The sequence below is a fragment of the Yinghuangia soli genome, assembly GCF_021502675.1.
GTDB lineage: Bacteria > Actinomycetota > Actinomycetes > Streptomycetales > Streptomycetaceae > Yinghuangia > Yinghuangia soli.
In genome coordinates, this window is record NZ_JAKFHA010000005.1 from 88,616 (window position 1) to 114,140 (window position 25,525).

Here is a 25,525-nt window from a genome sequence, read left to right on the forward strand (position 1 = left end):
CGCGGCGGCGGCACTCCGCGATCGATGCGGAGTACCGCCGCCGTTTGCTTGTGCGTTGTTTGCTTGTATGCCGTGGTGCGTTGCCGTGCGGTGTGGGTCAGCGCGGCGCGGGCGGCTCGGGGCGCAGGACGGCGAACTCGGCGCCGGTCGGGTCGGCGTACCAGGCCATGCGTCCGACATCGGGCATGTCGGCGGCGGCCATCTTCACCGTGCCGCCCGCGGCGGCCACGCGCACCGAGATGTCGTCCGGGTCCTCGACCATGAAGTAGGGAACCCAGCGGTTCGGTTCGCCCTCTTCCATGTGCGGGGCGAGGCCGCCGAAGGAGGCGTCCTCGATGTCGCCCTCGGCCGTCGACACGACGCGGTAGGCCATGCCGGGCACCTCCATGACCTGCTCGCGCCACTTGTACAGCGTCCGGTAGAAGGCGAAGGCGCCTTCCGGGTCGGACGTGTGCAGCTCGGCCCACAGGAAGGTGTTGGGCTGGCACGCGATGTCGACGCCGGTGGTCGTACCGGCCTGCCAGGTCGCGAACTGCGCGCCGTGCGGGTCGGTCAGACACGCCATGCGCCCCGCGTCGAAGACGTCGAAGGCCGGGACGCGCACCGTGCCGCCCGCCTGCTCGGCGGACTTGGCGGTGTCGTCGGCGCTCGGCGTCGCGAAGTAGATCGTCCAGGCGCTGGACGCGCCTTCCTCGGTGAGCGGGCCGAGGGCGGCGACCGTCTTGCCGTCGATCTGGAAGAACCCGTAGCCGCCGGCCTCGGGGCCCAGGTCCTGGAACGACCAGTCGAAGACGGCGGTGTAGAAGGCAGTGGAGGCCGGGATGTCCGGACTGCCGAGATCGATCCAGTTGGGGGTGCCGGGCGGGAAGACCGGGGGATTGATCATGGGAAGTGCTCCTTCCGTGGCGTGACGCCTCGAACGCGCACAGTTTTGCACCGCCCTCCGACATTTGTGCGAACCACGCCCGAACAGACAGAAAGTGTCGGATTGTCTCGCCGACATACAGGCGTGCGAACGGTTCAGGCCGCCGTACGTGCATTTCGGGTCATGCGGCGGATGTCATGGGGCGGAGGCTTCGATGACGGAGAAGGTGCCGTGCGGCCCCATCTCGCCCCAGGCCAGTCGGGCGTCGAAGGGCACGAGCAGTTCCGCGGGCGGGAGCGGGGCGGTGAAGCGGTCGGTGGCCGTCAAGGCGGCCAGCGTGACGTGCGGGCGGAAAGCCTCGTCCGCACCGCTGAGGACGCGCAGGCCCATGTCACGTGCATGCCCGAGCACGCGGAGGTGCGCCGCAGCCAGGTCGCTGCGCCGCAGGGCCTCGACGCCGACGTAGACCCCGCCGTCCGGCAGGTAGATGTCGTCCGGGGCGTAGGCGGCGAACTGCACGCCAGTGGGGTGTATTTCGACCGTCGCCGGGACCGACGAAAGGCAGCGGTCCCACAACTCGGCGGCCTGCTCGGGCGTACCGTCGACGTGCAGCAGCGTGATGTGCGGCAGGTACTTCTCGCCGAGGCACATGATGGTGGGCCCGTCCGCCGAAACGCGCTGTGCGTATGCCGCCAGCGCGGCGCCGGCCCGGTCGTCGGGCAGCAGAATGATGCCGAAGTACATGGGAAGCGGTTTCCCCTCGTCGCAAGATCACGTCAGCCGCCCCACCGAGAGGCCGGGCTCAGCGCCCACACCCTCCCGGGCCCCGACGCCGACCACGAGCCACTGTCCCGATCCCGCAGACCCCCGGCGCCGTGTGGTGTCCGGGCCCCTCTCGTGCGCCCGAGACACGACGATCACGGCCAGGTGGTCGACGGAATGCTGGACGGGATGTGAACCGGGGTGCAGTGGCGTCCTTGACGAGCGCGCGGCTCGGCGCGCGCTCGTGGACAGCGTACGTACGATCAGGTCGCGGGGACGTCACGACCAGGTGTTGGCCCAACCGGAATCGGGGACGCCGTCAGCGCTTCTCCCAGTACGTCGCCCACGCACGCGCTGCGTCGACCACCGCACGGACCGCGGGGGATTCGATGGCCTGGGCTTCGCAGAAGCGGGCCTCGGCTCCGGCAAGTACCTGGACGCCTGGGACGGATGCGTCGTCGAACGCGGGGATACGGCGTACTCAGTCGGCGGCTTCTTCTGGGTTTTGGTGGCCATCGCTGATCAGTCGGAAGCCCCACAGGACGGCGTCGATCCAGGGCGGGCCGAGCGCGGGCCACGTCCAGTCGACCAGATGGGCCTGGTCGTCCGTCATCACGAAGTTCGTGGCCGCCGGGTCTGTGTGCACGAGGTTGGCAGCAGCGGAGTCGTGGAGTGCAGGCGGGCGTCCAGGGATTGATGCGTGCTTCGAGATCGAGCCGGAGCCGTTTGTCGCCGCTTTCCTGGGCGATCCCCTTCGCGAAGAGGTCGGTCCCGTCCGCGAACCAGAGCCATGCTGTGCAGTCGGAGTCGGCGCCTCCCCCCCGGCATCATGCGCCTCGTCGAGCGCCCCGAAGTGAGTGGTGACGGCGTCGCGTACCTCATCGGGCAGATCAGCCCAGGGAGTGCGCGGCATGGACAGGGCCTGTCTTTGATGGGCGCGCGGCTCGGGGCGCGCTCATTGTGGACGTACGTACGGTCAGGTCGTGGGGGACGTCACGACCAGTGGGCGGCCCAGGCGTGGGCGGCTGCGGCCATGGGGTGGGGCTGCCCGGGGTCGGCGAAGGCGTCGCACATGCGGGCCTCGGCCAGAGTTGCGACGCGTACGGCCTCGCGGGGAGCGGTGGCGAACGCGGGCACCTTGGCTGTCCATTCGGCGGCCTGTTCGGGGGTCTGGCCGCCGTCGGAGATCAGGCGCATGCCCCAGAGCATCGCGTCTGCCCAGGCCGGGCCGAGGAGGGGGTTCGTCCAGTCGACGAGGTACGCCTGATCGTCGCTCATGACGAAGTTCGTGGCGGCCGGGTCGCTGTGGACGAGGGCTCCTCCGGTGAGCAGGGGCTGATCGGACGGTTCGCAGAAGTCTTCCCAGCGGTCCCGGAGTGTGGCGAGCGGCAGAGGGGGTGCCGCGCATCTGCTCAGGGAGTCCAAGGCGGTTGCGACCAAGGGAAGATCGGGCCAGTCCGGCTCGAAGACGGCCCACTCGCGGGTGCCGACGACTTCGAAGAGGAGGACGTCCCAGCCTGCGGTGCGGATGCGGCCGCGCAGTCTGGGTGTACAGGACGGCGTCCAGGGGTTGATCGCGGCTTCGAGGTCCAGGCGCTGGAGCTTGTCGACGTGGTGGAGGAGGACGCCTTTGGCGAAGAGGGCGTCGCCGTCGTTGAGGTAGACCCACGAGGTGCAGTCGGAGTCGGAGCCGCCGCCGGTCGCTTCGTGGGAGGTGTAGAAGGCGCCGAAGCGTGCGGTGACGGCGTCGTGGACCGCAGCCGGCATCTGCTCCCACGAGGTGCGTTCGCTCATGTCACGAACTCCTGCGAGGCGCCGGTGGATTGGGCGGCATCGGGGGATTCTTGTCGGGCTTCTTGGGGTCGCGGGGCGGCCGTCCGGGGTTGGCCGGCGTGGTCGGATTCGGCGGACGCTTGGCTTGTGGCGCAGCGTAGCAAGCGAGTTCGCGGTCGGTACGCGTGAAGCGAGCGCTGAGCGCCTTTTGGTCGGGCGTTCGGCGGGTGACTTCGACGCGGTCGCAGACTTCGCGGACGAGGAGGAGTCCGCGGCTGCTTTCGCTGTCGTCGGCCGGGTGGGTGATGCCGTCTAGGTCGGGGACGGTGCCGACCGCGGGGTCGGTCACTTCGACGGTGAGGGACGTTCGGTCCACGTGCGCCGCGACCGTGAGGTGGTCGTCGGACGAGCCGAACTTGAGAGCGTTGGTGAGGAGTTCGGAAACCGCGAGGGCGGGACCGAAGGGATCGAAGTCGTGCGCGTCGCAGATGGCGGCGACTTGGCGTCGAGCGTCGGAGACGTGTTCAGGGAGGGGTTCGTAGACGAATCGGAACGAGGCCCTGATGTAGGCGGAAGGCATCGGCGCAGCTCCCTTGCTTGAGGGTGTGCGAACATTCCACGCCATCGCGATGAGTGATCTTGCGGATGCAATGCGTGATGTGATGATGTAACACCCAGCGAAAGTGAGTACGCAAGTTCGTCACCGAGTGCTTGGTGATGTCTTGAACTTCCGTGTTGTATCCGGGAGATCGACATGCGCCACAATGTGCTCGCGAAGGGGAGGTGGCTCGATGGGTGCCGACCAGCACACTTTGAAGCGGCAGCGACTGGGTCGCGAACTCCGCCAAGTCCGGCTGGATCAAGGTCTGACACTGCGCCAGGTCGCGGCGCGCATGAAGATGGACGGCAACAAACTCGGGCGCATGGAACTGGCCAAGGCCTACGTCGAACCGCATGACCTGCACCGGCTTTGCGACATCTACGACGTGACGCCGGACCAGCGACATGCCTGGGAGCTGCTGCTCGTCGGGAAGCGTCCCCAGCACTGGTGGCGTTCGTACGCAGACATCATGTCCGCGGCGTACACCGAGTTCGTCGCGCTGGAGAACGATGCTGTCGAGGCAATCGAGTACGCCCCGATGGTGATGAGCGGTCTGCTTCAGACTTCAGAGTACGCAACCATGCTGCTGAGTACCGGGGCACGTGCGCTCGGTCTGGAGCAGGCCGAGGCGCTGGGGGCGGTGCGGCTGGCTCGGCAGCAGAGGCTGTCTACGGAACCGTCGCTGAAGTTCCACTGCGTCGTGAACGAGGTGGCGCTGGGGTTCGACCTGGGTGAACCCGAAGTCCTTCGTGAACAGTTGGAGCACCTCGCCAGGGTTGCGAAGCAAGACAACGTGACGATTCAGGTATTGCCGTTGTCAGCCGGCCGGATGGCTCTGCAGCCTGTGCCGTTCACCGTGCTCAAGTTCGGTGACGAGGCGGATCCGGACGTAGCCTCCAGTGAAGACCTTGGAGGTACGATCCTCTACGAATCCGAACGCGAAGTGAGACGCTGTAATCGGCTGTTCGACCAGATCAGCCGTGCGGCTCTGACGCCGGACGATTCCATGATGCTTCTGCACGCGAGACTCGAAGAAGGCAACGGATCTTGACGACCGAACGCGCAACTGATGCCCTCGCCGAAGCCGCCTGGTTCAAGTCCTCATACTCGGCGACCGATGCGGGCCAATGTGTGGAGGTTGCGCTCGGTGCGCGTCTCGCCGGTGTGCGGGACAGCAAGTTTCTTGGTGGGCCCGTGCAGCTCTACAGGCATGAGGCGTGGGGGGCGCTGGTGTCGGGGCTCAAGGGTACGAGCACGCCGTCCATCTGAATCACTGTTCCGCGGGGGCCGGGTCTCCTCCATGGCCGGCCCCCGCGGAAGTTCTACACGCCTTCGCGGTGGGTGAAGCGGCCGGCGACGATGGTGGCCGCCACCGGCAAGTCCACCAAGTCGTCCGGGTTGCACAGCGTGGGGTCGTCCGCAAACAGAGTCAGGTCGGCGTAGTGGCCTACCTTTACCCGTCCTGCGTACGACTCCTCGCCTGCGGCGTAGGCGGCTTCCGTCGTGTATCCGGCCAGGGCCTGGGTGGCGGTGATCGCCTGGGCAGCGACGTACGGGGCGCGGTCACGCTCTCCCGCGGGGCGGCGGAGTTGGGCTCCGGCGAGCGTACGGCGGGGATCGAAGGCGGCTACCGGCCAGTCGGAGCCCAAGGCCACGTGCCCGCCCGCGCGCAGGATGTCGCCGTAGCGCCAGGCCAGGGCCGCGCGTTCGGGGCCCACGCGGGTCGACCAGTTGTCGGAGTGGTCCGGCAGCGACCAGTCCATGTGCGTCGGCTGCATGGACGCGACGACATCCAACGCCGCGAAGCGGGCGATCTCAGCGTCCTGCAACACCTCGGCGTGTTCGATGCGGTGGCGAGTGCCGACGGGGGCCGCGGCGTGCGCGTACGTGTCCAGAGTGTTCGCGACCGCCTTGTCGCCGATGGCGTGCGTCCACGCGGGCAGGCCGTTCGCAGCGGCGATGTGCACTGCGTCGTCGTACCGCGTGATGTCCTTCCACTGCGACGTCTTCGACTGCCCGCAGCAGTCCGGCTCGTGCAGCCACGCGCCGCCGCCGTCGATCGCGCCGTCGGCGAAGAACTTGATGGCGGCGAGGCGGACCAGCGACGCCTCGGAGAGCACGCCGCGCAGGTCGCTGATGCGCTGCGCCAGGTTGTCCACCTGACCCGGCGGGCACCAAGGCGCGAAGCGGATCCGCATGCCGAGGCGGCCCTGCGCGTCCAGCGACGCCAGCGTCGTCGCGGTGCCCGGCCCGTCGTCGAGCACGTGTACGCCGGTGACACCCAGCCTGCTCTGCTCGGCGAACAACTCCTCGACCCGGGACGCCAACTCCTCCGCAGGCATCGGCGTCACCGCCGCGTACCCGAGCTCGGTCGCGCCCATTTCGTGAAGCTCGCCCGTCGGCCCGCGGTCGTCGCACACGATTTCCGCGCGGTCCGCGAACTCCCGCGGGCCGGTGAGGCCCGCCCGGCGCAAGCCCTCGGTGCTCATCAGCGCGCTGTGCGCATCGAACATCCAGATGAACGCCGGACGCCCGCCCACCGCATCGTCGATCAGGTCGCGGTGCAGCTCGTGCCCCGCGAACGCCGCGTACTCGCCGCCGTACGCGATCACCCAGTCGTCCGGCCCGGTCAGCTTGGCCTGCTCGGTCAACCTGCCGCGGAGCTCGTCGAGCGTCATCGCCCCCACGAGGCTGACGCCGCGCCCCATTTCGGAGCCGTGCACCGGGTGCTGGTGACAGTCCGTCAGTCCAGGAGTCAGTACGCGCCCGGCGGCGTCCATGACTTCGGTGCCCGCACCGATGTACGGCCGGATGTCCGCGTCGTCGCCCACGGCGATGATGCGGCCGTCGCGTATCGCCACCGCCGACGCGACGGGGTTGGCGGGGTCCTGGGTCAGGATCCGCGCTCCGACGATGGCGAGTTGTGCGTTGGTGCTGGTGCTCATGCGTGGCTTTCCGTCGGGGTGGTGGCGGACTGGGCGGGGACCGCTGCCGCGGCGATGGCTTCGGCGCGGGCCGCGGCCTCGGCCAGGGCGCGCTGCGGGCGGGCGATGACGAGGTACACCAGACCCACGCCGAGGACCAGCGCGACGCCGATCACCGCGGCCCACACCTGGTAGGCCGGCGCGTCCGGCGGGGACAGGATCTTGCGGGGCCAGGCGATGTTGACGAACTCGAAGGCGAGCCACAGCACGGCGCCGACGTTGATGGCGAGGCCGAAGCGCCCGAGCCGGATGCCGCGCGGCACCCACGTCCCCCGCACCCGGGCCACCAGCGCTGCGAACGCGATGGCCAGGAAGCCGAGGTAGATCGCCGCGCTGCCGAACGTCACGACACTGCCGATCGCCGAGGCCTCCAGGCCGAACAGCAGTGCCGCACCGCTGATCACCAGGTCCACGACGAGCGCGCCGATCGGCGCCTGGCGCCGGTTCACCTTGCGCAGCGTCGCCGAGCCGGGCAGCACGTTGTCGCGGGCCATCGAGAAGATCGCGCGGGCACCACCCGCCTGCGAGGCGAGCAGGCAGGCGACGAAGGCGATGATCACGACCACGATGAACGGCTTCGTCGACCAGTCGCCGAACGACGCGACCACAGCCGTCGTCACCGGGTCGAGGTCCTCACCCGTCATGACCTTCGCCGGGTCCGGGTGCGACAGGTCGACCGCGACCGCGTTGAGGATCACGATGACGCCGACGCTCAGGAACGCCCACCACAGGGCCTTCGGCACCTGCTTTGCCGCACCGACCGTCTCCTCGGCCATCCCGACGCACGCGTCGAAGCCGATGAACGCCCAGCCCGCGACGGCGAGTGCGGCCAGGAAGGCCATCGACTTGGAGCCGTCCGAGAGCACTTCGGCGCCGAAGGTGTCGGTGAGGATCGAGAAGCCCTGCTCGCGGAAGAGCAGCAGCAGGCCGATGCCGACCAGCACCGACGCGATTGCCTCGGCCGCGATGCCCAGGTCGACGACGCGCTTGAGCAGATCGATGCCGTACGCGTTGATCGCCGCGCACACGACCAGGAAGACGGCCGCGACCGCGACCACCTTGCCCGGCGTCGGCGTCCAGCCGAAGAGCGCGAAGAACCACGGCGAGGCCAGGTACGCGATGGTCGTGTGCGCGAAGAACAGCCCGCACACCGTCATCCAGCCGACCACCCAGGCGTACTTCGGGCCGATCAGGCGCCGCGTCCACTGGTACGCGCCGCCCGCGATCGGGAAGTCCGCGGCGAGCTCGGCGTAGACGCAGACCACGAGCGCCTGCAGCGCGAACACCACGGGCAGCGCCCACACCCACGCCGGGCCCGCGACGACCATGCCGAGGGCGACCACCGCGTACAGGCCGACCACCGGCGAGACCGTGGCGAAGCCCATCGCGATGTTGCCGAAGACGCTGAGGCTGCGCTTGAGCTCCTGCTTGTAGCCGAGGCTCTCCAGGTGGGCGGCGTCGGCGTCGAGTGTGCCCGGCACGGTGCCGGCGGCTCCGGCGGCTCCGGGGGCGGTGGATCTCGGGGGAGGGTGCTGCGTCATGGGCCCTCATCAGGTGGCAGGTCGATCGGCCGGGCCGGGAACGACGCGCGGACGCGTCGTCCGATCGAGGAATGGCGGGGTGGGAGCGCGGCCGGGGCGGGAGAGCCGCGGCCGGGAAACTGCGGAAGAACTACTGCCGAATAAAAACTTACGTTGTTAGTTTTGGAGACTGTAGCGAGCGACCTGCCCTCGGGGAAGACCCCAAATCGCAGTTAGGCTCGCCACGCCGAGTGACCGGACGCGGCCGTGCAGGAGCCGCGGCGCCGGGGGACGAATGGGGTGCACGCGATGGGGCGGCCGACGAATCCGCTGCTGAGCCGCGAGGCGATCGCCTTGACGGCGCTCGACCTCGCCGCCGAGGAGGGCCCGGATGCGCTGACGATGCGGGCCCTCGCCGCGCGCATGGGCGTCCGCGGGCCGTCGCTCTACAACCACATAAGTTCGAAGGACGACCTGCTCGACGCGATGACCGCGCAGATCAGCCGGGAGATGGATCACAGCGGGCTGGAGTCGGACGACTGGCGGTCCGGGCTGGCCGCGTACGCCCGCAGCTACCGCCAGGTCTTCCTGCGGCACCACGGCATCCTCCCGGTGGTCGCCCGCCGGCCCGTGCAGACCCCCGAGGCCCTCGCCGGCTACGACGCGCTCGCCCGGGCGCTGGTCCGCTGGGGTCTGCCGGACGCGGAGACCGCGGAGGTCTCCGCGGCGTTCGACTACCTGGTGCTCGGCTCGGTCCTGGAGACCTACACCGCGGGCTTCATCCGCACCCCGGACGGCTACCGCCCCGAGTACCCCGGCCTCGCCGATTCCCTCGAAGCGGCCGACGCGGCCGCCCCCGACGGGCTGGCCGGCCTCGACGAGCGCGGCTTCGAGCGCGGGCTGCGGCTGCTGCTCGACGGCCTTGCAGTACGGCTGGGGCCGACGCCGAGCGCGTGACGGTCGGGCGGATCCCGCCCGGAACGCCGACCACGCGGGCGTCGCGTCCGCCGTCGGCGCGGAGAATTCGCACCGCCGGCCGGCCGCAGACCCCACGCGCGGCACAGGGTCCGCCCGCGCCAGGCTGAGGCAGGCGTCCGTCCGGTCGACCAGGTACGCGTGGTCGCCCCTCATGAGGCCGGCCGGTTCGCCCCGGCGCGCCACCGCTCCCGCATGTCCGGCGGCCCTGCCGCGGCATGCCCGCATCCACCGGCGTTCCTGCCCCGGGCACGACGTTTCGGGGCGGGAGCGCGCGGCTACTCGGGTGCGGCCGGGTGCGCCCTCGGGGGCCGCCTCGCGGGCGGCCGTGGCGGCGGATCGCGGCGGACCTTTGACAGCCAGTTTAGAACGCTGTTCAATCACGTATTGAACGCCGTACAAACCGGAGGTTCCGTGCGACTGACCCCGACCGAGCGCGACCGGCTGCTGATCTTCACCGCCGCCGAGCTCGCGCGTGCCCGGCGGGCCCGGGGGCTGCGGCTCAACGTGCCCGAGGCGCATGCGCTCATCGCCGACACGGTCTGCGAGGCGGCCCGCGACGGCCGCCGGCTGGCCGAGGCCATCGACCTCGCGCGCAGCGTGCTCGGCCCCGGCGACGTGCTGCCCGGGGTCGTCGACATCGTCGGGACCGTCAAGGTCGAGGCGGTCTTCGACGACGCGACCCGGCTCGCGGTCGTGTCCGACCCCTTCCGGTCCGCCGAGCGCGTCGGCGCCGCGCCGACCGGGAACGACCGCACCTGCCACGCAGGCGGCTCGCGTACCGGTGCCGCCGAGACGACGCCGCTGGACGCAGCCGCCCCCGGGGCGCTCGGCCCCGACGCACCCGGTGCGGTGCTGTTCGGCGATGCGCCGACCGACCCGTTCGCGGACGCCGACGTCGTCACGCTCGACGTGCAGAACACCTCCGCGGTGCCGGTCAGCGTCACCTCGCACTTCCACTTCTTCGAGGCCAACCCCCGGCTGCGCTTCGACCGTTCGGCCGCCTACGGGCGCCGCGCCGCGATCCCGGCCGGCTCCACGGTGCGTTTCGACCCGGGCGCGACCGTGTCCGTCGGCCTGGTGCCGATCGGCGGCGCGCGCATCGCCATCGGCTTTGCCGGGCTGGTCGACGGCCCGCTGGACGCCCCCGGCGCCAAGGACGAGGCGCTGCGCAGGGCGCACGCCTGCGGCTACCTCGACACCGGCAATCCGGACCAACAGCCGGTGGAACCGCGGATCTACGCGCACGGCGGCCCGGGCCGCGGCGACGCGGAAGACGGCAGGCAAGGCGCCGGGCAGGGCGCCGGGCAGGGCGGCGGACAAGGCGGCAGCCAAGGGGCCGGGCGGGGCTCCGGGCAGGGCGACAGGCAGAACGACAGCCAGAACGACCGGGAAGGCGGAGGGCGATGACGGCCGCGACCGGCGGGGTGCTCGACCCGCGCGACTACGCCTCCACGTACGGCCCGCGGGCCGGCGACCGCATCCGGCTGGGCGACTCCGGGCTGATCATCGAGATCGAGTCGGACGCGCAGCGGCACGGCGAGGAGTTCCTCGCCGGCTTCGGCAAGACCGCCCGCGACGGCCTGCACCTCAAGGCTGAGACGGTCCGCGACACCTGCGACATCGTGATCAGCAACGTCGTGGTCATCGACGCCGTGCAGGGCATCCGCAAGGTGTCCATCGGCATCCGCGAGGGCCGCATCGCATCGGTCGGCCGGGCCGGCAACCCCGACACGCTCGACGGCGTCGACGTCGTGGTCGGCACCGGGACGACGATCGTCAGCGGTGAAGGCCTCATCGCCACCGCCGGTGCCGTCGACACGCACGTCCACCTGCTCAGCCCGCGCATCATGGAGGCCTCGCTCGCTGCGGGCGTGACCACCATCGTCGGCCAGGAGTTCGGCCCGGTCTGGGGTGTCGGCGTCAACTCGCCGTGGGCGCTGCGGCACGCCTTCTCGGCGTTCGACGCGTGGCCGGTCAACATCGCCTTCCTGGCCCGGGGTTCGTCGTCCGGACGCGGGCCGCTGGACGAGGCGCTCGTGGAAGGCGGCGCGTCCGGCTTCAAGGTGCACGAGGACATGGGCGCGCACGCCCGTGCACTCGACACCGCGCTGCGGGTCGCCGAGGACCACGACGTGCAAGTGGCCCTGCACACCGACGGGTTGAACGAATGCCTGTCGGTCGAGGACACCCTCGCGGTGCTCGAAGGCCGCACGATCCACGCGTACCACATCGAGGGCTGCGGCGGCGGACACGTCCCCAACGTCATGCGCATGGCCGGCGTGGCCAACGTCATCGGATCGTCCACGAACCCCACGCTGCCCTTCGGACGCGACGCGGTGGCCGAGCACTTCGGCATGATCGTGTCCGCTCACGACCTCAAGCCCGACCTGCCCGGCGACGCCGCGATGGCCCGGGACCGCATCCGCGCGGGCACCATGGGCGCCGAGGACGTACTGCACGACCTGGGCGTCATCCCGATCACCTCGTCCGACGCGCAGGGCATGGGCCGGGCCGGCGAGACCGTGCGCCGCACGTTCGCGATGGCCGGGAAGATGAAGGCCGAACTCGGGCCGCTCCATCTCGACGGGACCGGCGATCCCGCCGACGGCCGGCACGACAACGCGCGCGTGCTGCGCTACATCGCCAAGCTCACCATCAACCCGGCCATCGCCCACGGCCTCGCCCACGAGATCGGCTCGATCGAGCCGGGCAAGATGGCCGACATCGTGTTGTGGCGGCCCGACCACTTCGGTGCGAAGCCGCAGCTGGTGCTCAAGTCCGGCTTCCCGGCGTACGGCGTGGTCGGCGACCCCAACGCCACCACCGACACCTGCGAACCCCTTGTCCTCGGGCCGCAGTTCGGAGCACACGGCGCGGCCCCCGCGGAGCTCTCGGTCGCCTTCACCAGCCAGGCGGCGGCCGAGAACGGCGGCGACCACATGCCCACCAAGCGCCGCCGCGTCGGGGTGCGCGGCACGCGCGGCATCGGCCCCGCGGCCATGGTGTTCAACAACCGCACCGCCGAGGTGCGGGTGGCCGCGGACACCGGGATGGTGACGCTGGACGGCGAGCCGATCATGTCCGAGCCCGCCGAGTCCGTCACCCTCAACCGCCTCTACTTCCTGTGACGCGCCGCCTCTTCCTTCGTGCCCGTCCCCGTCCCCGTCTCTGTCCCTGTCCCTGTCCCCGCATCAGCAACCAGTACCGGTAAGGAAACCCCGACATGACGATCACCCCGGCCGCAGACGGCTTCTCGATGCCCGCCGAGTGGGTCGAGCACGAGCAGACCTGGATGGCGTGGCCCACGTCCAACGAGACCTTCGGCGACGACGACAGCGGCGCGAACGACGACCTGCACAACGCGCGCGCCGCATGGGGCAAGGTCGCCGAGACGATCGCCCGCTACGAGCCGGTCACCATGGTCGCCAACCTCGGCGAGTCGGACACCGTGGCGCGGTACGTCGGGGCCCCGCTCACCGTGGTCGAACGCCCGCTCGACGACGCGTGGATGCGCGACATCGGCCCGACGTTCCTCACCGACGGATCCGGCAACCTGGCCGCCGCCGACTGGATCTTCAACGGCTGGGGCGCGCAGGAGTGGGCGTCGTGGGAGCGCGACCAGCACATCGCCGAGCACGTGATCGAGCTGACCGGCGTCAAGCGCTATGCGTCCCGCATGGTCAACGAGGGCGGCGGCATCCACGTCGACGGCGACGGCACCGTCATGATCACCGAGACGGTGCAGCTCGACGAGGGTCGCAACCCGGGCTGGAGCAAGGCCGAGGTCGAGGCCGAACTGCGGGACTACCTGGGCATCGAGAAGGTCATCTGGCTGCCCCGCGGCCTGACCCGCGACTACCAGCGGTACGGCACGCGCGGCCACATCGACATCGTGGCGTCGTTCGCCCGGCCCGGCGTGGTGCTGTGCCACACGCAGCCCGACCCCGCGCACCCGGACCACGAGGTGGGCAAGGAGAACGTCGCGCTGCTGCGCGCCGCCACCGACGCCCGCGGCCGCAAGCTCGAGGTCGTGGAGATCCCGGCACCGACCGTGCTGGAGGAGGACGGCCACGGCTGGGTCGACTACAGCTACATCAACCACTACGTCGTCAACGGCGCCGTGATCCTGTGCGGCTTCGACGACCCGCGCGACGAGGAGAACGCCGCGACGTTCGCCAAGGTCTTCCCCGGCCGGACCATCGAACTGGTCGACGCCCGGGAGATCTTCGCCAACGGCGGCGGCATCCACTGCATCACGCAGCAGCAGCCGCGCGTCTGACGCGTTTGCCGGTCCTCGGCCCGGTCCCTTGAGGGGCCGGGCTGAGGACCGTGCTCCACCGGCCGCGCCCGGCCCGCGTATCCTCGGGCGGCCGACGAACGAAAGAGGATCCACCGCCATGCCGCCCCCGGCCCGCCGCAAGCGCCTCGAACAGCCGCGCGAGGTCGTCCTCCAGGCCGCCCTCGACGCCATCGCGGAGAGCGGCCTCGACGCCATGACGATGGCCGCCCTCGGCAAGCGCCTCGGCATCAGCGGCGGCCACATCCTCTACTACTTCGGGTCCAAGGACCGCCTGCTGGTCGAGACGCTGCGCTGGAGCGAGGAACTGCTCGGCGAACGCCGCCGCGAGCTGCTGGCCGGCCCGGCCCCCGCCGCCGAGCGCCTGGCCGGGTACGTCGACCTCTACCTCCCCGTCGGCCGCGCCGACCCGCGCTGGACGATCTGGGTCGCGGTGTACGGGCGTTCGCTCGGCGATGCGGAAGTGCTCCAGGCCGGGCACGACATCGAGCGGGTGTGGGCCGCCGAATTGGACGCCCTGCTCGTCGAGGGCGCCGACGCGGGGGAGTGGCCCGCCACGGACGCGGCTGCGCGCCGTGACTTCGCGGTCCGCCTGCACGGCATGCTCGACGGCTTCGCGCTGCAGATCGTGATCGGCGCCCCCGGCGTGGTCCGCGCGGACCGCCTGGCCCATGCGCTCGCCTACGTGCACAGCGAACTCACGCCCACTCGCTGACGTTTGCCCTGTCGTACTGCGCATCGATCACGTCAAAAACCGGCAATACCTGGCATTTGACCGACTCATCCCGAGAATGTGCCACTCTAAACGGCGGTATGTGGTGCATGAGTGCATATTGCGCGCCGTGCCGAGCATGCTCCGGACAGAGGTCCGGAGGGCAAGAATCCGGAGCAAGTGCGCGAGTCGGTCGTTCGAGGTGATGCGCCATCAACCGCCTGAGTTCTTCCAGGGCGAGGAGGGGGACGTCGAAGGCCGCGCCCGATTGGTGGCGCGACCCCAAGCGGCGTACCTCGGCCATCACGCTCGTCCTCGTGCTCCTCGTCATTGCCGCGCTCATCGACCGCGGCAGTTGCTCGCCGCGTCCCGGCGGCGACCAGGCCGGTCCGGCGGCAGGGACGGCGCCGGCCGGCGCGGCGGGCCAGGAGGGCCCCGGTGGCACCCCCACCGGGGCCGGCTCCGCACCCGCGCCCGCGCCGAAGACGACCCCGGCGCCGGCCAAGACGTCGGCCGCGCCGCAGCCCGCTCCCACCGCCACCGACGGCGTGCCGCAGGTGGTCGGCAAGGACCTGCAGAAGGCCCGCGACGCGGTCTGGATGGCGGGCTACCACTTCATCAAGCCGCACGACGCGCTCGGGCGCGGGCGTACCCAGCTGCTGCTCAGCAACTGGCAGGTCTGCGACCAGAATCCGGGGCCCGGCAAGGTCGACAAGGACACCACGGTCCGGCTCGGCGTGGTCCGCAAGGACGAGGACTGCCCGACCACCCCGATGCCCACCACCAAGCCGTCCGCCCCCGACGGGATCACCCCCGACGTGCTGGGCCGGAGCGTCAACGTGGTCCGGCAGGCGCTGCGCAGCGAGGTCAAGGTGGACGCCGACGACCTCAAGAGCGGCCGCCCGATCATCATCGAGAACCACTGGCAGGTCTGCACCCAGAACCCGGCCCCGGGTGCCCCGTTGCCCAAGGACAAGATCCGGCTCGGGGTCGTGAAGTTCGGGGAGAAGTGCCCGTAGATCGCGAGGCGTTCGCCCACTCCTGCGCGCGGTAGACGAGTTGGGTTTGACATGTGCCCTCCGAGGAAGCCCAGATCGCACTCCTCGGGGCCGGCTACGCGCTCGCCGGGTCCTCGTACGACCCGAACGGATCGTGGTGGGCCATGGCGAGCGCCGAACGCGACCAACTCGCCACCCTGGAAGCCTTCGGCCGCGTCGAACGCCCGCCATCCCGCACGATCGCCGTGGGGGAGTCGATGGGCGGGCTGATCACCCAGCGCCTGGCCGAGGACCGCACCGGGCGCATCGACGCCGCACTGCCGCTGTGCGGCCTCTCGGCCGGAATCCTGGACATGGGCGATTACTTCCTGCGGGGCCAACTCGCCATCACCACCTTGCTGCTGCCCGGCGAAGCAGTCGACCTCGTCGGCTTCGACAGCTTCGCCGAAGCCCAGGCGTCCGGGCAGCGCCTGATGGCCGCGGTCGACGCTGCCCAGGCCACGCCCGAAGGGCGGGCCCGGGTCGCCCTGGCGGCCGCGTACCTGAACCTGCCCGACTGGGCCGAGGGCACTGCCGGCCCGCCGGCGCGCGACCACGTGCACGCGCGCGCCGCGCAGCAATACGCGGGCATGTTCCAGGGGCTGCTCAACTTCCTGACCTGGTTCGGCCGGTACCAGATCGAACTCGCCCTGGGCGGCAACCCGTCCAGCACGGTCGGCGCGGACTATGCGGCGCTGCTCCGGAGCTCGCGGCACGCGGACGTCGTCCGGGCGCTGTACGCCGAGGCGGGCCTGGACCTGCGTACCGACCTGTCCGCGCTCGCGGCGGCCCCGCCCATCGCGGCCGACCCCGCGGCCAGGGCCGAGGCACGGCGTACCGGGACATCCGGCCAGGCGCTGAACGTCCCGACGCTGAATGTGCACAACACCGCCGACCCGCTCGCCCCGGTCGAGCAGGAGGCCTCTTTTGCGGAGCGGGTGCGGGCCGCCGGCGACGGCAGGCTGCTGCGGCAGGCGTACGTCGCGCGTCCGGGGCACTGCATCTTCAGTGCGGCCGAGGTCGTCGCATCGGTACGGGCCCTGGACTTCCGCCTCGACTTCGGGCATTGGGGACCGGTCGCCGAACCGTGGGCGCTGGACGCCGCGGCGGAGGCGACGGGGCTGGGTGCGGCGGAGTTCGTCAGGTACCGGCCGGGCCGACTGGTCGTGTGAGTGCGGAGGCGGGGCGGTCGGCGGCCCCGTCCCGTTTCCCGTCGGTTCCCGTGCCGAATGTGCCGGGCGTCGCAATGCCGGCGGGGCTCTGGCATCCGCGGCCGCGGCACGCGACGATTGCGCCCGGCGCTGTCCGCACAGCTCCGGAACCGGTCACACGCGCACCACCGCACCTCGGCACCACGGAGTCCCCGCATGGCCCACGACGGCGGCACCGACCCTCGGCTGACCGTGCATCAGCTGCGCCGCCTCATCGCGGTCGCCGAGCACGGTTCGATTTCGGCTGCCGCCGCGGCGCTCTACATCGCCCAGCCGGCCCTGTCCAAGTCCCTGCTCGAACTGGAACGCAACGTCGGAACCCGGCTGTTCGCCCGCACCAATCGAGGCACGGTGCTCTCCGCGGACGGCGAGCGCGCGGTCCGGCTGGCCCGGGCGATCCTCGCCGACGTGCAGGCGTTCGAGGGACTGGCCCAGCCGAGACCGCCCGCCGCTCCCGCCCGCACGCCGCTGTGCATCGCGGCCACCCCGATGCTGTCCAACGACCTCGGCACGCACCTGATCCCGACCTTCGTGGCCGGGCATCCGCAGATCCCGGTGCGCCTGGTCCGCTCGCCCTCCCGCGAGGCGCTCTTCGCGGCGCTGCACGACGGGACGGCCGACGTCGGCGTCGCCGCGATGCCGGTGCCGGACGGCCTCGCGGCGCGGCGGCTCGCGGTCCGCGAGGTGGTGCTGGTCTCGCCCGCCGACGTCGATCTGCCGCCGGCCGTGAACAACACCCATCTCGACGGCCTGCCGCTGGTGCTGCCGCCGCCCGGTTCGGGACGCCGCGACGACATCGACCGGCTGCTCGCCGCGGCCGGGGTCCGGCCGGTGGTCGCGATGGAGGCCGAGGAGAGGTCCGCGTGGGTGGCCTGCGTCCGGGCCGGGCTCGGCTCCGCATTCCTGTACCGCGACCTGGTGGAACACCTCGGCTACGAGGGCACCGTGGTCCGCCCCTTCGACCCGCCGGTCCGCGGCACTGTCGCGCTGATCCACCCGCCCGGCGAACCCGGGCCCGCCGCCGCGGCCTTCATGGCGCATGCGTTGGCAGCGGGCCTGCGGCCGGGCGTCCACTGACCGTCAGCCCGCGGGGACGACCCGGTCCACGATGCCGTCGACCAGCACCTCCAACGAGTCCGCGGCGACCGCGCCGGGCGTCGTCAGGTGCTCGACGATCAGCCCCAGTATCGCGAAATAGAGAACGCTGACCGTCGTGCGGTCGCCCGGCAGCCCGCTGCCCAGGTGGAAGCTGATGGACGCCTCGTACTCCGGCTGCAGCATCTCGGTGAGCGCGGCGCGCAGCTCGGGGCGCCGGGTCGCCTCCAGGCGCAGTTCCAGCAGCGCGATGTAGCCGACCCGGTCGCCGGTCACGCGGGCCATCAGCTCGTGCATGAACTGCCGCACGACCTCGCGCGACGGGGGCGCTTCGAGGGTCTTGGCGACCGCGTCCGGATCCGGCCCGAGACGGGCGTAGATGCGCGGGGCGATCTGGTTCACCAGGTCGTCGCGGCGCCCGAAGTAGTTCGACGCGGTGCCCTTGGGGACGCCGGCCGCGGCGTCGACCGCGCGGAAGGTGAGCCCGCGGGCGCCCTCGGCAGCCAGCACGCTGATCGCGGCGTCGAGCAGTGCCGCGCGTCTTTCGGGGTTCTGGACCATGTCGCCGGGCCTCCTGGTTCGCGCATTTCGGATGGTCGCGCGGATCGCTTGCAACCACTACAGATGAAGTACTATAACTGTAGTCGTTCGACCGGGGGCAAGGCCCCGGCGGCACCCACCAAGGAGTCGTATGCGCAAGCTCACCTACTACATCAGCCACTCGATCGACGGCTTCATCGCCGCTCCGGACGGTGACTTCAACTTCCTCATGGGCTTCGACGAGATGTTCGCCTGGATCGTCGAGAACAGCCCGGAGACGCTCCCGACCCCGGTCCACGCCGCCATCGGCAGCGACCCCACGCCCAAGAAGTACGACACGGTGATCATGGGCCGTGCCACGTACGACCCGGGCTACAACGTCGGCTTGTTCAGCCCGTACGCGCACCTGCGGCAGTACGTCGTGACGAGCTCGCTCAAGGAGACCCCGGCCGCGGACGTGACGCTGGTCGGCTCCGACCCGCTCGCGACCGTCCGCGCCCTCAAGGCCGAGGACGGCGACATGGGCATCTGGCTGGCCGGCGGCGGCACGCTCGCCAGTGCGCTCTACGACGAGATCGACGAACTGGTCTTCAAGACCTACCCGGTCCTGGCCGGTGCGGGCATCCCGCTCTTCCAGGGCCCGTTCAACCCGCGCCGCTTCGACCTCGTCGAGACCCGGCAGTTCGCCGAGGGCAGCTCGGTGAGCCACTACGTGAAGACGACGTGACCCGCGTCCTGGCACCCGCCTCCCGGCCCTGAGCCGCCGAGGCGGGTGCCTCTTTTGCGGGTCCCCGCTTCTCCCCGCTCCTCCCCGCGGTCGCACCGACCACAGCCGGCCTCCCCGTACGCCCCGACGCCCGAACCCGGTGGAACCCGTTCCCGGTGCGCTGCGTCGAACGGCAACCAGTTGGGACTGCCGAGGGAGACGTCGTGGCCGAGGCCGATGAAGCAGAGCCGGCACCAAGCAAGTTCAGCCGCCGCGTCGTGGCGGTCGCGGCCGCGATCGTGGTGGCCGTCGCGGGCGGTACTGCCGGTGCGGTGGCGCTCTATGACGACGGCGGCGGCCGCGAAGACGGCCCGACGCCTCTGGCCGCACGCATCGCGCTCGACTGCCCGGCGACCGTCCCCGCCCCTGGGCCGCTCGATCCGCGGGCGACGACCGGGAACGGGCACACCCTGGCGCGGGGCGCGCTGGCGGTGCGGATCTGTTCGGGGGAGTTCAGCCGCGAAGGCAATCTCATGCAGCCTGCCGTTCCGTGGCCGACCACTTTGTACCGGGACGTCGAGAAGTTCATCACCGCGATCAATGACCTGAGCGGCGAGGAACCCCCGGAAACGTGCACCTTGGCAGCCACACCCTACGTTCCGCTGGAGATCCTTTATCCGGACGGCGTGCGGGTGTCGGTCCCGCTGAAACTGGGCGGGTGCGGCGTTCTCCAGATCGGCGACGCGGTCTACGAGAACGCGGACGAGCTGACCGGGATCATGAGCCGCCTCCTCGAGAAGCAGCGCCTCGCCGACCCGCCGGTCCCCGCACCCGGCCCGCCGACGTGCCCGGCAGCCCCGCCGAAGTGGGAGTTCGCGGCCGCCTCGGATGCGATCACCAGTGACGGGCGGCCCGTTCCGTACCCTGCGGCGGCGCTCACCGCGTGTCGTTACGACGTCGGCGCGGACGGCAATTGGGTGCTGACCGCCACCGAGGACCGCATGGCGGATGCCGCCTTCTTGCGCGATCGCATCAACGAACTGCGTTTCCCGGGGCCGCCGTACACCCGCTTCGGCTGTCCGTCCGCCAGCGGCCCGATGGTGGTCCTGTACTTCGCCGACGTCGCGGGCGGGCAGTACCGGGTCGCGGTACACAGCGGTCAGCCCGGGTGCCTGGCCATGTTGGTGGGCGGGTCGGGCTTTACCGGTCAAGGGGCCGTCGATCCCCCCGAGGAGCTCCTGGAGCGTCTCGGTCTCTGACCCGGCGGAACCCGGATCCGGTACGGCGCGTCGAACGGCAACCAGTCGGTGCAGACGAGGAGGACTCCGTGGCTGAGGCCCACGAAACAGAGCCGGTACCAAGCAAGTTCAGCCGCCGCGTCGTGGCGTTCACGGTCGCGGCGGTGGTGGCCGTCGTGGGCGGTACTGCTGGTGCCGTGGTGCTCTTCGACGACGATGGCGGCCGAGGACAGAGCGCAGGGCAGGGCAGCGACGCCACGGTCCGCCCGGCCACCGGGACGCCGGCTCCGTCCGGGACGCCCGGGGCCGGTTCAGGCGCACCGGCGCCCGCTGCACGGGTTGCGCTGGACTGCCCGGCAGCCGCGCCCGCGCCCGGGCCGATCGACCCGCGGGCGACGACCGGGGACGGGCACACGTTGGCGCCCGGCGCGCTGGCGGTGCGGATCTGCTCGGGGGAGTTCAGCCGCGAAGGCAACGTCATGAAACCCGAGGTGCCGTGGCCGACCACCCTGTACCGGGACGTCGAGGCGTTCATCGCCGCGGTCAACGGGCTGAGCGCCGGGGAATCCACAGGCGTGTGCCCCCTCGACGCCCGGCCTGACGTCCCTCTGGAGGTCCTCTACCCGGACGGCGTCCGGGTGTCGGTCCCGCTGAACCTGAGCGGGTGCGGAGAGCTCCGGATCGGCGACACGACCTACCGCAACGCGCGCCAGTTGTCCGGGATCATGTTCCGCCTCCTGGAGCAGCAGCGCATCACCGACCCGCCGGTACCCGCGCCGGGGCCGCCGACCTGCTCGGCAGCCGCGCCGACCGGCGACTTCGCCACGACCAGGGACGCGATGGTCGGCTCCGACCAGGCCATCCCGTACCCGTCGGCGGCACTGACCGTCTGCCGGTACGAGGCCGGCGCGGACGGTACGCGCGTGCTGGTCGGCAGCCAGGACCGCACCGCGGACGCCGCCGATATCCAGGCCCGCGTCAACGCCCTGGCGCCCACCGGGCCGCCGTACAACCGGTTCGCCTGCCGTTGGAACGACCCCGGGCCGATCGTGGCCCTGCACTTCGCGGACGTCGCGGGCGGCCAGTACCGGGTAGTCGTGCACGGCGGCCCGCCCGCATGCCTGGCCATGATGCAGAGCTCGCCGCGCTTCGGCGGCCAGAGTGCCGTCGACCCGCCCCAGGAGCTGCTGGCTCTGCTCGGCCTCTGACGCCGCCGCTGAAGTCCACCCCGGCCCGCGGGTGTGTCCGGAATACGAACGGATCCGGCCGCGGGCTGGGTGCTGCGGGGTGCCGGAGGTAGATTTGCCGCAGGCCAGCCGTTCCGCCCGACCGGTCCGGCCTGCGCGTTTCCCCTGGCAAGCGAGGAGAGTCCGATGTCCCTGCTCACCGTGTGGCCCGAGGCCGACGGCACGGCTCCGGTGCTGCGCACCGCCGAGCCGTCCGCGATCGCCGAGGCGCTGGCGCCGATCGGCGTGCGCTACGAGCAGTGGACCGCGGACCAGGAGCTCGCGCCCGGGGCCGGCCAGGACGAGGTCATCGCCGCGTACCGCACCGAGGTCGACCGCATCACCGCGGCCGAGGGCTACATCCTGGTGGACGTCATCCGCCTGCAGCCGTCCGACGACCCCGAGTGGCCGGCCAAGGCCGCGGCCGCGCGGCAGAAGTTCCTGTCCGAGCACACCCACGACGACGACGAGGTGCGCTTCTTCGTCGAGGGCGCGGGCATCTTCTACCTGCACGTCGACGGCAAGGTGTACGCGGTGCTGTGCGAGGCGGGCGACCTGCTCTCGGTGCCGAAGGGCATCACGCACTGGTTCGACATGGGCGCCGAGCCGTCGGTCGCCGCGATCCGCTTCTTCCACGACGAGGACGGCTGGGTCGGGGACTTCACCGGCAGCGGGATCTCCACGCGCTTCCCGGACTTCGACGCCATCTGGGCCGGCTACACGGAGTCCGCCGCGTGACCGCCTCCCGCACGACCGCACCGGTGCACGTCGTGGTGGACATCGAGGGCACGACCAGTGCCACCGGATTCATCACCGAACAGCTCTACCCGTACTCCCGCAAGCATTTCGCGCAGCTGCTCGACACCCGCGGCACCGAGCCGGACGTCGCCCGGGCGGCGGCCGCGGTCCGCGAGCTGATCGGCGAGCCGGAGGCCGGCACGGAGCGCATCGTCGAGGCGCTGAACGGCTGGCTGGACCGCGACGAGAAGGTCACTCCGCTCAAGACGCTGCAGGGCGTCATCTGGGCCGAGGGCTTCGCCTCCGGGGAGCTGACCTCGCACTTCTACCCGGATGCGATCCCGGCCCTGCGCGCCTGGCACGCCGCCGGGCACACGCTGTACGTCTTCTCGTCGGGCTCGGTCTCCGCGCAGCTGGCGTGGTTCGGGCACTCGGCGGAAGGCTCGCTGCTGCCGCTGTTCTCCGGCCACTTCGACACCGAGACCGCCGGTCCCAAGAAGATCGCCTCGTCGTACGACGCCATCGCCGCGGCGGTCGGCGAGACCGACCCGGCGCGCTTCGTGTTCCTCTCCGACCTGGTCGAGGAGCTGGACGCGGCCAAGGAGGCGGGCTGGCGGACGGTCGGCGTGCGCCGCCCCGGCGAGCCGTACTACGCGAAGGGCGTCGCCGGGCACCCGGAGACCGACTCGTTCGCCCGCATCGACCTGAGCGGAGCGGAGCCGGTCGTCCGCTGAGCCGAGGTTTTTTGCGACAGCCCCCGCTGATTCCGGCGGGGGCTGTCGATTTTGCGCAGGGCCTTCGTATAGGAGGTGGGACCAGCCGCCGGAGGGGCGGCCGGCCCGCCGAGTGGCGGAGGCAGCAGCATGGGCAGGATCGTGGTCACCATGAGCGTGTCCCTGGACGGTGTGATGCAGGGACTGGGCGGGCCCGACGACGAACGCGGCGGGTTCGCGCACGGCGGCTGGGGCCCGGGGTACATGGACGAAGTGATGATGTCGGTCATGCAGCGCGGCATGGCCGCATGCCGGGCCCTGCTGTTCGGGCGCCGGACGTACGAGCACTTCGCCGGGTTCTGGCCGCACCAGACCGACGGCAACCCGTTCACCGCGAAGCTCGACGCGACGCCGAAGTACGTCGTGTCGACGACCCTGGCCGGACCGCTGCCGTGGCAGAACTCGACCGTGGTCGACGGGACCGATGCGGAGAAGGCGGCGGCCGGCCTGAAGGCCGAGGTGGACGGCGACATCGTGGTCCTCGGCAGCGGCGTCCTGGCCCGGGCGCTGGCGGCCGCCGGGCTGGTCGACCGGTACGTGCTGTCGATCCACCCGCTCGTCCTGGGCAGCGGCACGCGGCTGTTCGCCGCGCGGGGCGCGTTCGCCCGGCTGCGGCTGGTGGAAAGCGTGCCGACGACGACCGGTGTCATCGTCGCGACGTACGACGTGCCCGGCGCACCGGCCGCGGTCTGAGGCCGCGGTCCGAGGCCGCACGGACGGAGAGGAGAACGAGCCCGTGAAGCAGTACCTGCTCAGCATCCACCAGCCGACCGGCAGCATGCCGCCGCCCGAGTTCCTGGCCGAGGTGACGGCCGAGCTCGCGGCGCTGCGCGAGGAGTTGGCGGCGGCCGGCGCGTGGGTGTTCGGAAATGCGCTGCACGATCCCGACACCGCGACCGTCGTCCGCCCGCAGGCGCACGGCGGCGTGCTCGTCACGGACGGTCCGTACGCCGAAGGCAAGGAGCACCTCGGCGGCATCATGGTGATCGAGGTCGCCGACCTGGACGTCGCGCTGGCCTGGGCCCGCCGCTACGCGGCCGCGACCACGCTCCCCGTCGAGGTGCGGCCGTTCCGGGGGTGAGCGGGCCGGCCGCCCCGGGGCGGCCGTCCGCGCAGGACGTCGAGGCGGTGTTCCGCAGCGAATACGGCCGGGCGGTGGCCGTGCTGGTGCGCGCGTCCGGGGACATCGACCTCGCCGAGGACGCGGTCCAGGAGGCGTTCGCCGCCGCCGCGGAGCGCTGGCCCGCGGCCGGGCTGCCGCCCAGTCCGGCGGGGTGGATCGTGACGACGGCCCGCAACCGCATGATCGACCGGCAGCGCCGCGAGTCGATCCGGGCGGCCCGGCAGACCGAGGCGGTGCGGTTGTACGGGGCAGGCGCACCCATGCCGGGAATGTCCGCGATGCCGGACGGCGCGGGCGGCCCGGGCGACCGGGGCGGCCAGGCTGGCTCCCAGGACGACCCTGTCGACCCGGCTGACGCGACCGACCCGGCCGACCTGGGCGACCCGGACGGCCCGGTGCCCGACGAGCGGCTCCGGCTGATCTTCACCTGCTGCCATCCCGCGCTCGCCCCCACCGCGCAGGTGGCTCTCACGCTGCGGCTGCTCGGCGGCCTGGCGACCCCCGAGATCGCCCGCGCGTTCCTGGTCGGCGAGGCGGCGATGGCGCAGCGGATCGTGCGGGCCAAGGCCAAGATCCGCGACGCCGGGATCCCGTACCGCGTGCCGACCGCCGGCGAACTCCCCGAGCGGCTGCCGCCGGTGCTCGCCGTCGTCCACCTGGTCTTCAACGAGGGCTACCTGGCCGCGTCGGGGGACCGGCTGGTCCGGGACGAGCTGTGCACCGAGGCGGTCCGGCTCGGCCGGCTGCTCGCCGAGCTGATGCCCGACGAGCCCGAAGTGCTCGGCCTGCTGGCCCTGATGCTGCTCGTCCAGGCCCGGCGGCCGGCCCGGACCGCCGCCGACGGCTCGCTGGTCCGGCTGCCCGACCAGGACCGCTCGCAGTGGGACCGCGGCCTCGTCGCCGAGGGCCGAGCCCTGGTCCGGCGGTGCCTGCGCATCGACCGGCCCGGGCCGTTCCAGATCCAGGCCGCGATCAGCGCGGTGCACGCCGATGCGGTCCGCGCCGAAGACACGGACTGGCGGCAGATCGTGCAGCTGTACGACCTGCAGATGGCCCTCGCCCCCGGACCGGTCGTGGCCCTGCACCGCGCGGTCGCGGTCGCCGAACGGGACGGCCCGCAAGCGGGACTGGACCTGGTCGACGCCCTCGACATGGACGGCAGCCACCTGTTCCACGCGGTGCGCGCCGAACTCCTCGGGCGGCTCGGGCGCCGCTCGGAGGCGGTACGGGCGTACGAGGCAGCCGAGGAGCGCGCCGCCAACACCGTGGAACGCGAACACCTCCGGGCGCGGCGCCGGGCACTCGGCGACGGCTGACCGCAAGGTTCATCCCGAACTACCCGGATC

Annotated in this window: 26 protein-coding genes; 18 read left to right on the plus strand and 8 right to left on the minus strand. The window is 71.5% G+C overall.

The window, feature by feature from the left end:
- Positions 1-97 precede the first annotated feature (97 nt).
- From LZ495_RS11625 to LZ495_RS11645, 5 genes are all read right to left on the minus strand, one after another.
- A complete protein-coding gene (locus LZ495_RS11625; RefSeq protein ID WP_235052033.1) occupies positions 98-886 on the minus strand; it encodes a VOC family protein in 789 nt (262 codons plus the stop codon).
- Positions 887-1,060: 174 nt separating this feature from the next.
- A complete protein-coding gene (locus LZ495_RS11630; RefSeq protein WP_235052034.1) occupies positions 1,061-1,609 on the minus strand; it encodes a 2'-5' RNA ligase family protein in 549 nt (182 codons plus the stop codon).
- A 499-nt stretch (positions 1,610-2,108) separates the two neighbouring features.
- Entirely contained in the window at positions 2,109-2,273 is a 165-nt protein-coding gene (locus LZ495_RS11635; protein WP_235052035.1) for a protein kinase family protein, read from the minus strand.
- 347 nt (positions 2,274-2,620) lie between these two features.
- A complete protein-coding gene (locus LZ495_RS11640) occupies positions 2,621-3,421 on the minus strand; it encodes an aminoglycoside phosphotransferase (RefSeq protein WP_235052036.1) in 801 nt (266 codons plus the stop codon).
- A 1-nt stretch (position 3,422) separates the two neighbouring features.
- Positions 3,423-3,980, minus strand: coding sequence for an ATP-binding protein (locus tag LZ495_RS11645; RefSeq protein WP_235052037.1), 558 nt, complete (start codon positions 3,978-3,980; stop codon positions 3,423-3,425).
- 211 nt (positions 3,981-4,191) lie between these two features.
- Between LZ495_RS11645 and LZ495_RS11650 the strand changes: the two genes are divergently transcribed.
- Positions 4,192-5,052 carry a helix-turn-helix domain-containing protein gene (locus LZ495_RS11650; protein WP_235052038.1) on the plus strand — a complete coding sequence of 287 codons (861 nt, stop codon included), beginning with the start codon at positions 4,192-4,194 and terminating at the stop codon, positions 5,050-5,052.
- Entirely contained in the window at positions 5,049-5,270 is a 222-nt protein-coding gene (locus tag LZ495_RS11655; protein ID WP_235052039.1) for a DUF397 domain-containing protein, read from the plus strand. The genes LZ495_RS11650 and LZ495_RS11655 overlap by 4 nt, the downstream gene beginning before the upstream one ends.
- Before the next feature lie 53 nt (positions 5,271-5,323).
- On the opposite strand, the gene LZ495_RS11660 is transcribed toward LZ495_RS11655, so the two are convergent.
- Together LZ495_RS11660 and LZ495_RS11665 are read right to left on the minus strand one after the other, a co-directional pair.
- Complete coding sequence (locus tag LZ495_RS11660) at positions 5,324-6,946, minus strand: amidohydrolase (RefSeq protein ID WP_235052040.1); 1,623 nt, start codon at positions 6,944-6,946, stop codon at positions 5,324-5,326.
- Complete coding sequence (locus LZ495_RS11665; protein WP_235052041.1) at positions 6,943-8,526, minus strand: APC family permease; 1,584 nt, start codon at positions 8,524-8,526, stop codon at positions 6,943-6,945. The genes LZ495_RS11660 and LZ495_RS11665 overlap by 4 nt, the downstream gene beginning before the upstream one ends.
- A gap of 288 nt (positions 8,527-8,814) precedes the next feature.
- Here LZ495_RS11665 and LZ495_RS11670 point away from each other — a divergent pair, with 288 nt between their 5' ends.
- The 8 genes from LZ495_RS11670 to LZ495_RS11705 all read left to right on the plus strand — a co-directional run bounded on the left by LZ495_RS11670 (position 8,815) and on the right by LZ495_RS11705 (position 17,817).
- Entirely contained in the window at positions 8,815-9,462 is a 648-nt protein-coding gene (locus LZ495_RS11670; RefSeq protein ID WP_235052042.1) for a TetR/AcrR family transcriptional regulator, read from the plus strand.
- A 432-nt stretch (positions 9,463-9,894) separates the two neighbouring features.
- Complete coding sequence (gene ureA / locus LZ495_RS11675; RefSeq protein ID WP_235052043.1) at positions 9,895-10,890, plus strand: urease subunit gamma; 996 nt, start codon at positions 9,895-9,897, stop codon at positions 10,888-10,890.
- Positions 10,887-12,611 (plus strand): urease subunit alpha, encoded by a 1,725-nt coding sequence (locus LZ495_RS11680; RefSeq protein WP_235052044.1) that lies wholly within the window; start codon positions 10,887-10,889, stop codon positions 12,609-12,611. Before ureA ends, LZ495_RS11680 begins: the two co-directional genes overlap by 4 nt.
- A gap of 95 nt (positions 12,612-12,706) precedes the next feature.
- The gene (locus LZ495_RS11685; protein WP_235052045.1) at positions 12,707-13,762 is read left to right on the plus strand and encodes an agmatine deiminase family protein; all 1,056 of its coding nucleotides are present in this window, start codon (positions 12,707-12,709) and stop codon (positions 13,760-13,762) included.
- A gap of 118 nt (positions 13,763-13,880) precedes the next feature.
- Positions 13,881-14,495, plus strand: a complete 615-nt coding sequence (locus LZ495_RS11690; protein ID WP_235052046.1) for a TetR/AcrR family transcriptional regulator — start codon at positions 13,881-13,883, stop codon at positions 14,493-14,495.
- A 314-nt stretch (positions 14,496-14,809) separates the two neighbouring features.
- Entirely contained in the window at positions 14,810-15,511 is a 702-nt protein-coding gene (locus tag LZ495_RS11695) for a hypothetical protein (protein WP_235052047.1), read from the plus strand.
- A gap of 53 nt (positions 15,512-15,564) precedes the next feature.
- The gene (locus LZ495_RS11700) at positions 15,565-16,701 is read left to right on the plus strand and encodes an alpha/beta fold hydrolase (protein WP_235052048.1); all 1,137 of its coding nucleotides are present in this window, start codon (positions 15,565-15,567) and stop codon (positions 16,699-16,701) included.
- 195 nt (positions 16,702-16,896) lie between these two features.
- Positions 16,897-17,817: a LysR family transcriptional regulator gene (locus LZ495_RS11705; protein ID WP_235052049.1), complete on the plus strand. Its 921-nt coding sequence runs from the start codon at positions 16,897-16,899 to the stop codon at positions 17,815-17,817.
- A 3-nt stretch (positions 17,818-17,820) separates the two neighbouring features.
- Here LZ495_RS11705 and LZ495_RS11710 read toward each other — a convergent pair whose 3' ends face one another.
- Entirely contained in the window at positions 17,821-18,396 is a 576-nt protein-coding gene (locus tag LZ495_RS11710) for a TetR/AcrR family transcriptional regulator (RefSeq protein ID WP_235052050.1), read from the minus strand.
- Between the two features lie 130 nt (positions 18,397-18,526).
- Here LZ495_RS11710 and LZ495_RS11715 point away from each other — a divergent pair, with 130 nt between their 5' ends.
- From LZ495_RS11715 to LZ495_RS11750, 8 genes are all read left to right on the plus strand, one after another.
- On the plus strand, positions 18,527-19,102 hold the full coding sequence (locus LZ495_RS11715; RefSeq protein ID WP_235052051.1) for a dihydrofolate reductase family protein: 576 nt from the start codon (positions 18,527-18,529) through the stop codon (positions 19,100-19,102).
- A gap of 203 nt (positions 19,103-19,305) precedes the next feature.
- Positions 19,306-20,340 carry a hypothetical protein gene (locus LZ495_RS11720; RefSeq protein WP_235052052.1) on the plus strand — a complete coding sequence of 345 codons (1,035 nt, stop codon included), beginning with the start codon at positions 19,306-19,308 and terminating at the stop codon, positions 20,338-20,340.
- Positions 20,341-20,408: 68 nt separating this feature from the next.
- The gene (locus LZ495_RS11725) at positions 20,409-21,527 is read left to right on the plus strand and encodes a hypothetical protein (RefSeq protein WP_235052053.1); all 1,119 of its coding nucleotides are present in this window, start codon (positions 20,409-20,411) and stop codon (positions 21,525-21,527) included.
- 165 nt (positions 21,528-21,692) lie between these two features.
- Positions 21,693-22,283 (plus strand): 1,2-dihydroxy-3-keto-5-methylthiopentene dioxygenase, encoded by a 591-nt coding sequence (locus tag LZ495_RS11730; protein WP_235052054.1) that lies wholly within the window; start codon positions 21,693-21,695, stop codon positions 22,281-22,283.
- A complete protein-coding gene (gene mtnC, locus LZ495_RS11735) occupies positions 22,280-23,017 on the plus strand; it encodes an acireductone synthase (protein WP_235052055.1) in 738 nt (245 codons plus the stop codon). Before LZ495_RS11730 ends, mtnC begins: the two co-directional genes overlap by 4 nt.
- Positions 23,018-23,146: 129 nt before the next feature.
- Entirely contained in the window at positions 23,147-23,749 is a 603-nt protein-coding gene (locus tag LZ495_RS11740; RefSeq protein ID WP_235052056.1) for a dihydrofolate reductase family protein, read from the plus strand.
- 43 nt (positions 23,750-23,792) lie between these two features.
- A complete protein-coding gene (locus LZ495_RS11745; RefSeq protein ID WP_235052057.1) occupies positions 23,793-24,137 on the plus strand; it encodes a YciI family protein in 345 nt (114 codons plus the stop codon).
- A complete protein-coding gene (locus LZ495_RS11750; protein ID WP_235052058.1) occupies positions 24,134-25,495 on the plus strand; it encodes an RNA polymerase sigma factor in 1,362 nt (453 codons plus the stop codon). Before LZ495_RS11745 ends, LZ495_RS11750 begins: the two co-directional genes overlap by 4 nt.
- The last annotated feature ends 30 nt before the right edge of the window (positions 25,496-25,525 follow it).

What these genes read in the sequence shown, in the direction of transcription:
- LZ495_RS11625 (WP_235052033.1), bottom strand. Translation starts at nt 886, where the DNA reads ATGATCAATCCCCCGGTCTTCCCGCCCGGCACCCCCAACTGGATCGAT.
- LZ495_RS11630 (WP_235052034.1), bottom strand. Translation starts at nt 1,609, where the DNA reads ATGTACTTCGGCATCATTCTGCTGCCCGACGACCGGGCCGGCGCCGCG.
- LZ495_RS11640 (WP_235052036.1), bottom strand. Translation starts at nt 3,421, where the DNA reads ATGAGCGAACGCACCTCGTGGGAGCAGATGCCGGCTGCGGTCCACGAC.
- LZ495_RS11645 (WP_235052037.1), bottom strand. Translation starts at nt 3,980, where the DNA reads ATGCCTTCCGCCTACATCAGGGCCTCGTTCCGATTCGTCTACGAACCC.
- LZ495_RS11650 (WP_235052038.1), top strand. Translation starts at nt 4,192, where the DNA reads ATGGGTGCCGACCAGCACACTTTGAAGCGGCAGCGACTGGGTCGCGAA.
- LZ495_RS11660 (WP_235052040.1), bottom strand. Translation starts at nt 6,946, where the DNA reads ATGAGCACCAGCACCAACGCACAACTCGCCATCGTCGGAGCGCGGATC.
- LZ495_RS11665 (WP_235052041.1), bottom strand. Translation starts at nt 8,526, where the DNA reads ATGACGCAGCACCCTCCCCCGAGATCCACCGCCCCCGGAGCCGCCGGA.
- LZ495_RS11670 (WP_235052042.1), top strand. Translation starts at nt 8,815, where the DNA reads ATGGGGCGGCCGACGAATCCGCTGCTGAGCCGCGAGGCGATCGCCTTG.
- LZ495_RS11680 (WP_235052044.1), top strand. Translation starts at nt 10,887, where the DNA reads ATGACGGCCGCGACCGGCGGGGTGCTCGACCCGCGCGACTACGCCTCC.
- LZ495_RS11685 (WP_235052045.1), top strand. Translation starts at nt 12,707, where the DNA reads ATGACGATCACCCCGGCCGCAGACGGCTTCTCGATGCCCGCCGAGTGG.
- LZ495_RS11690 (WP_235052046.1), top strand. Translation starts at nt 13,881, where the DNA reads ATGCCGCCCCCGGCCCGCCGCAAGCGCCTCGAACAGCCGCGCGAGGTC.
- LZ495_RS11705 (WP_235052049.1), top strand. Translation starts at nt 16,897, where the DNA reads ATGGCCCACGACGGCGGCACCGACCCTCGGCTGACCGTGCATCAGCTG.
- LZ495_RS11710 (WP_235052050.1), bottom strand. Translation starts at nt 18,396, where the DNA reads ATGGTCCAGAACCCCGAAAGACGCGCGGCACTGCTCGACGCCGCGATC.
- LZ495_RS11715 (WP_235052051.1), top strand. Translation starts at nt 18,527, where the DNA reads ATGCGCAAGCTCACCTACTACATCAGCCACTCGATCGACGGCTTCATC.
- LZ495_RS11730 (WP_235052054.1), top strand. Translation starts at nt 21,693, where the DNA reads ATGTCCCTGCTCACCGTGTGGCCCGAGGCCGACGGCACGGCTCCGGTG.
- LZ495_RS11740 (WP_235052056.1), top strand. Translation starts at nt 23,147, where the DNA reads ATGGGCAGGATCGTGGTCACCATGAGCGTGTCCCTGGACGGTGTGATG.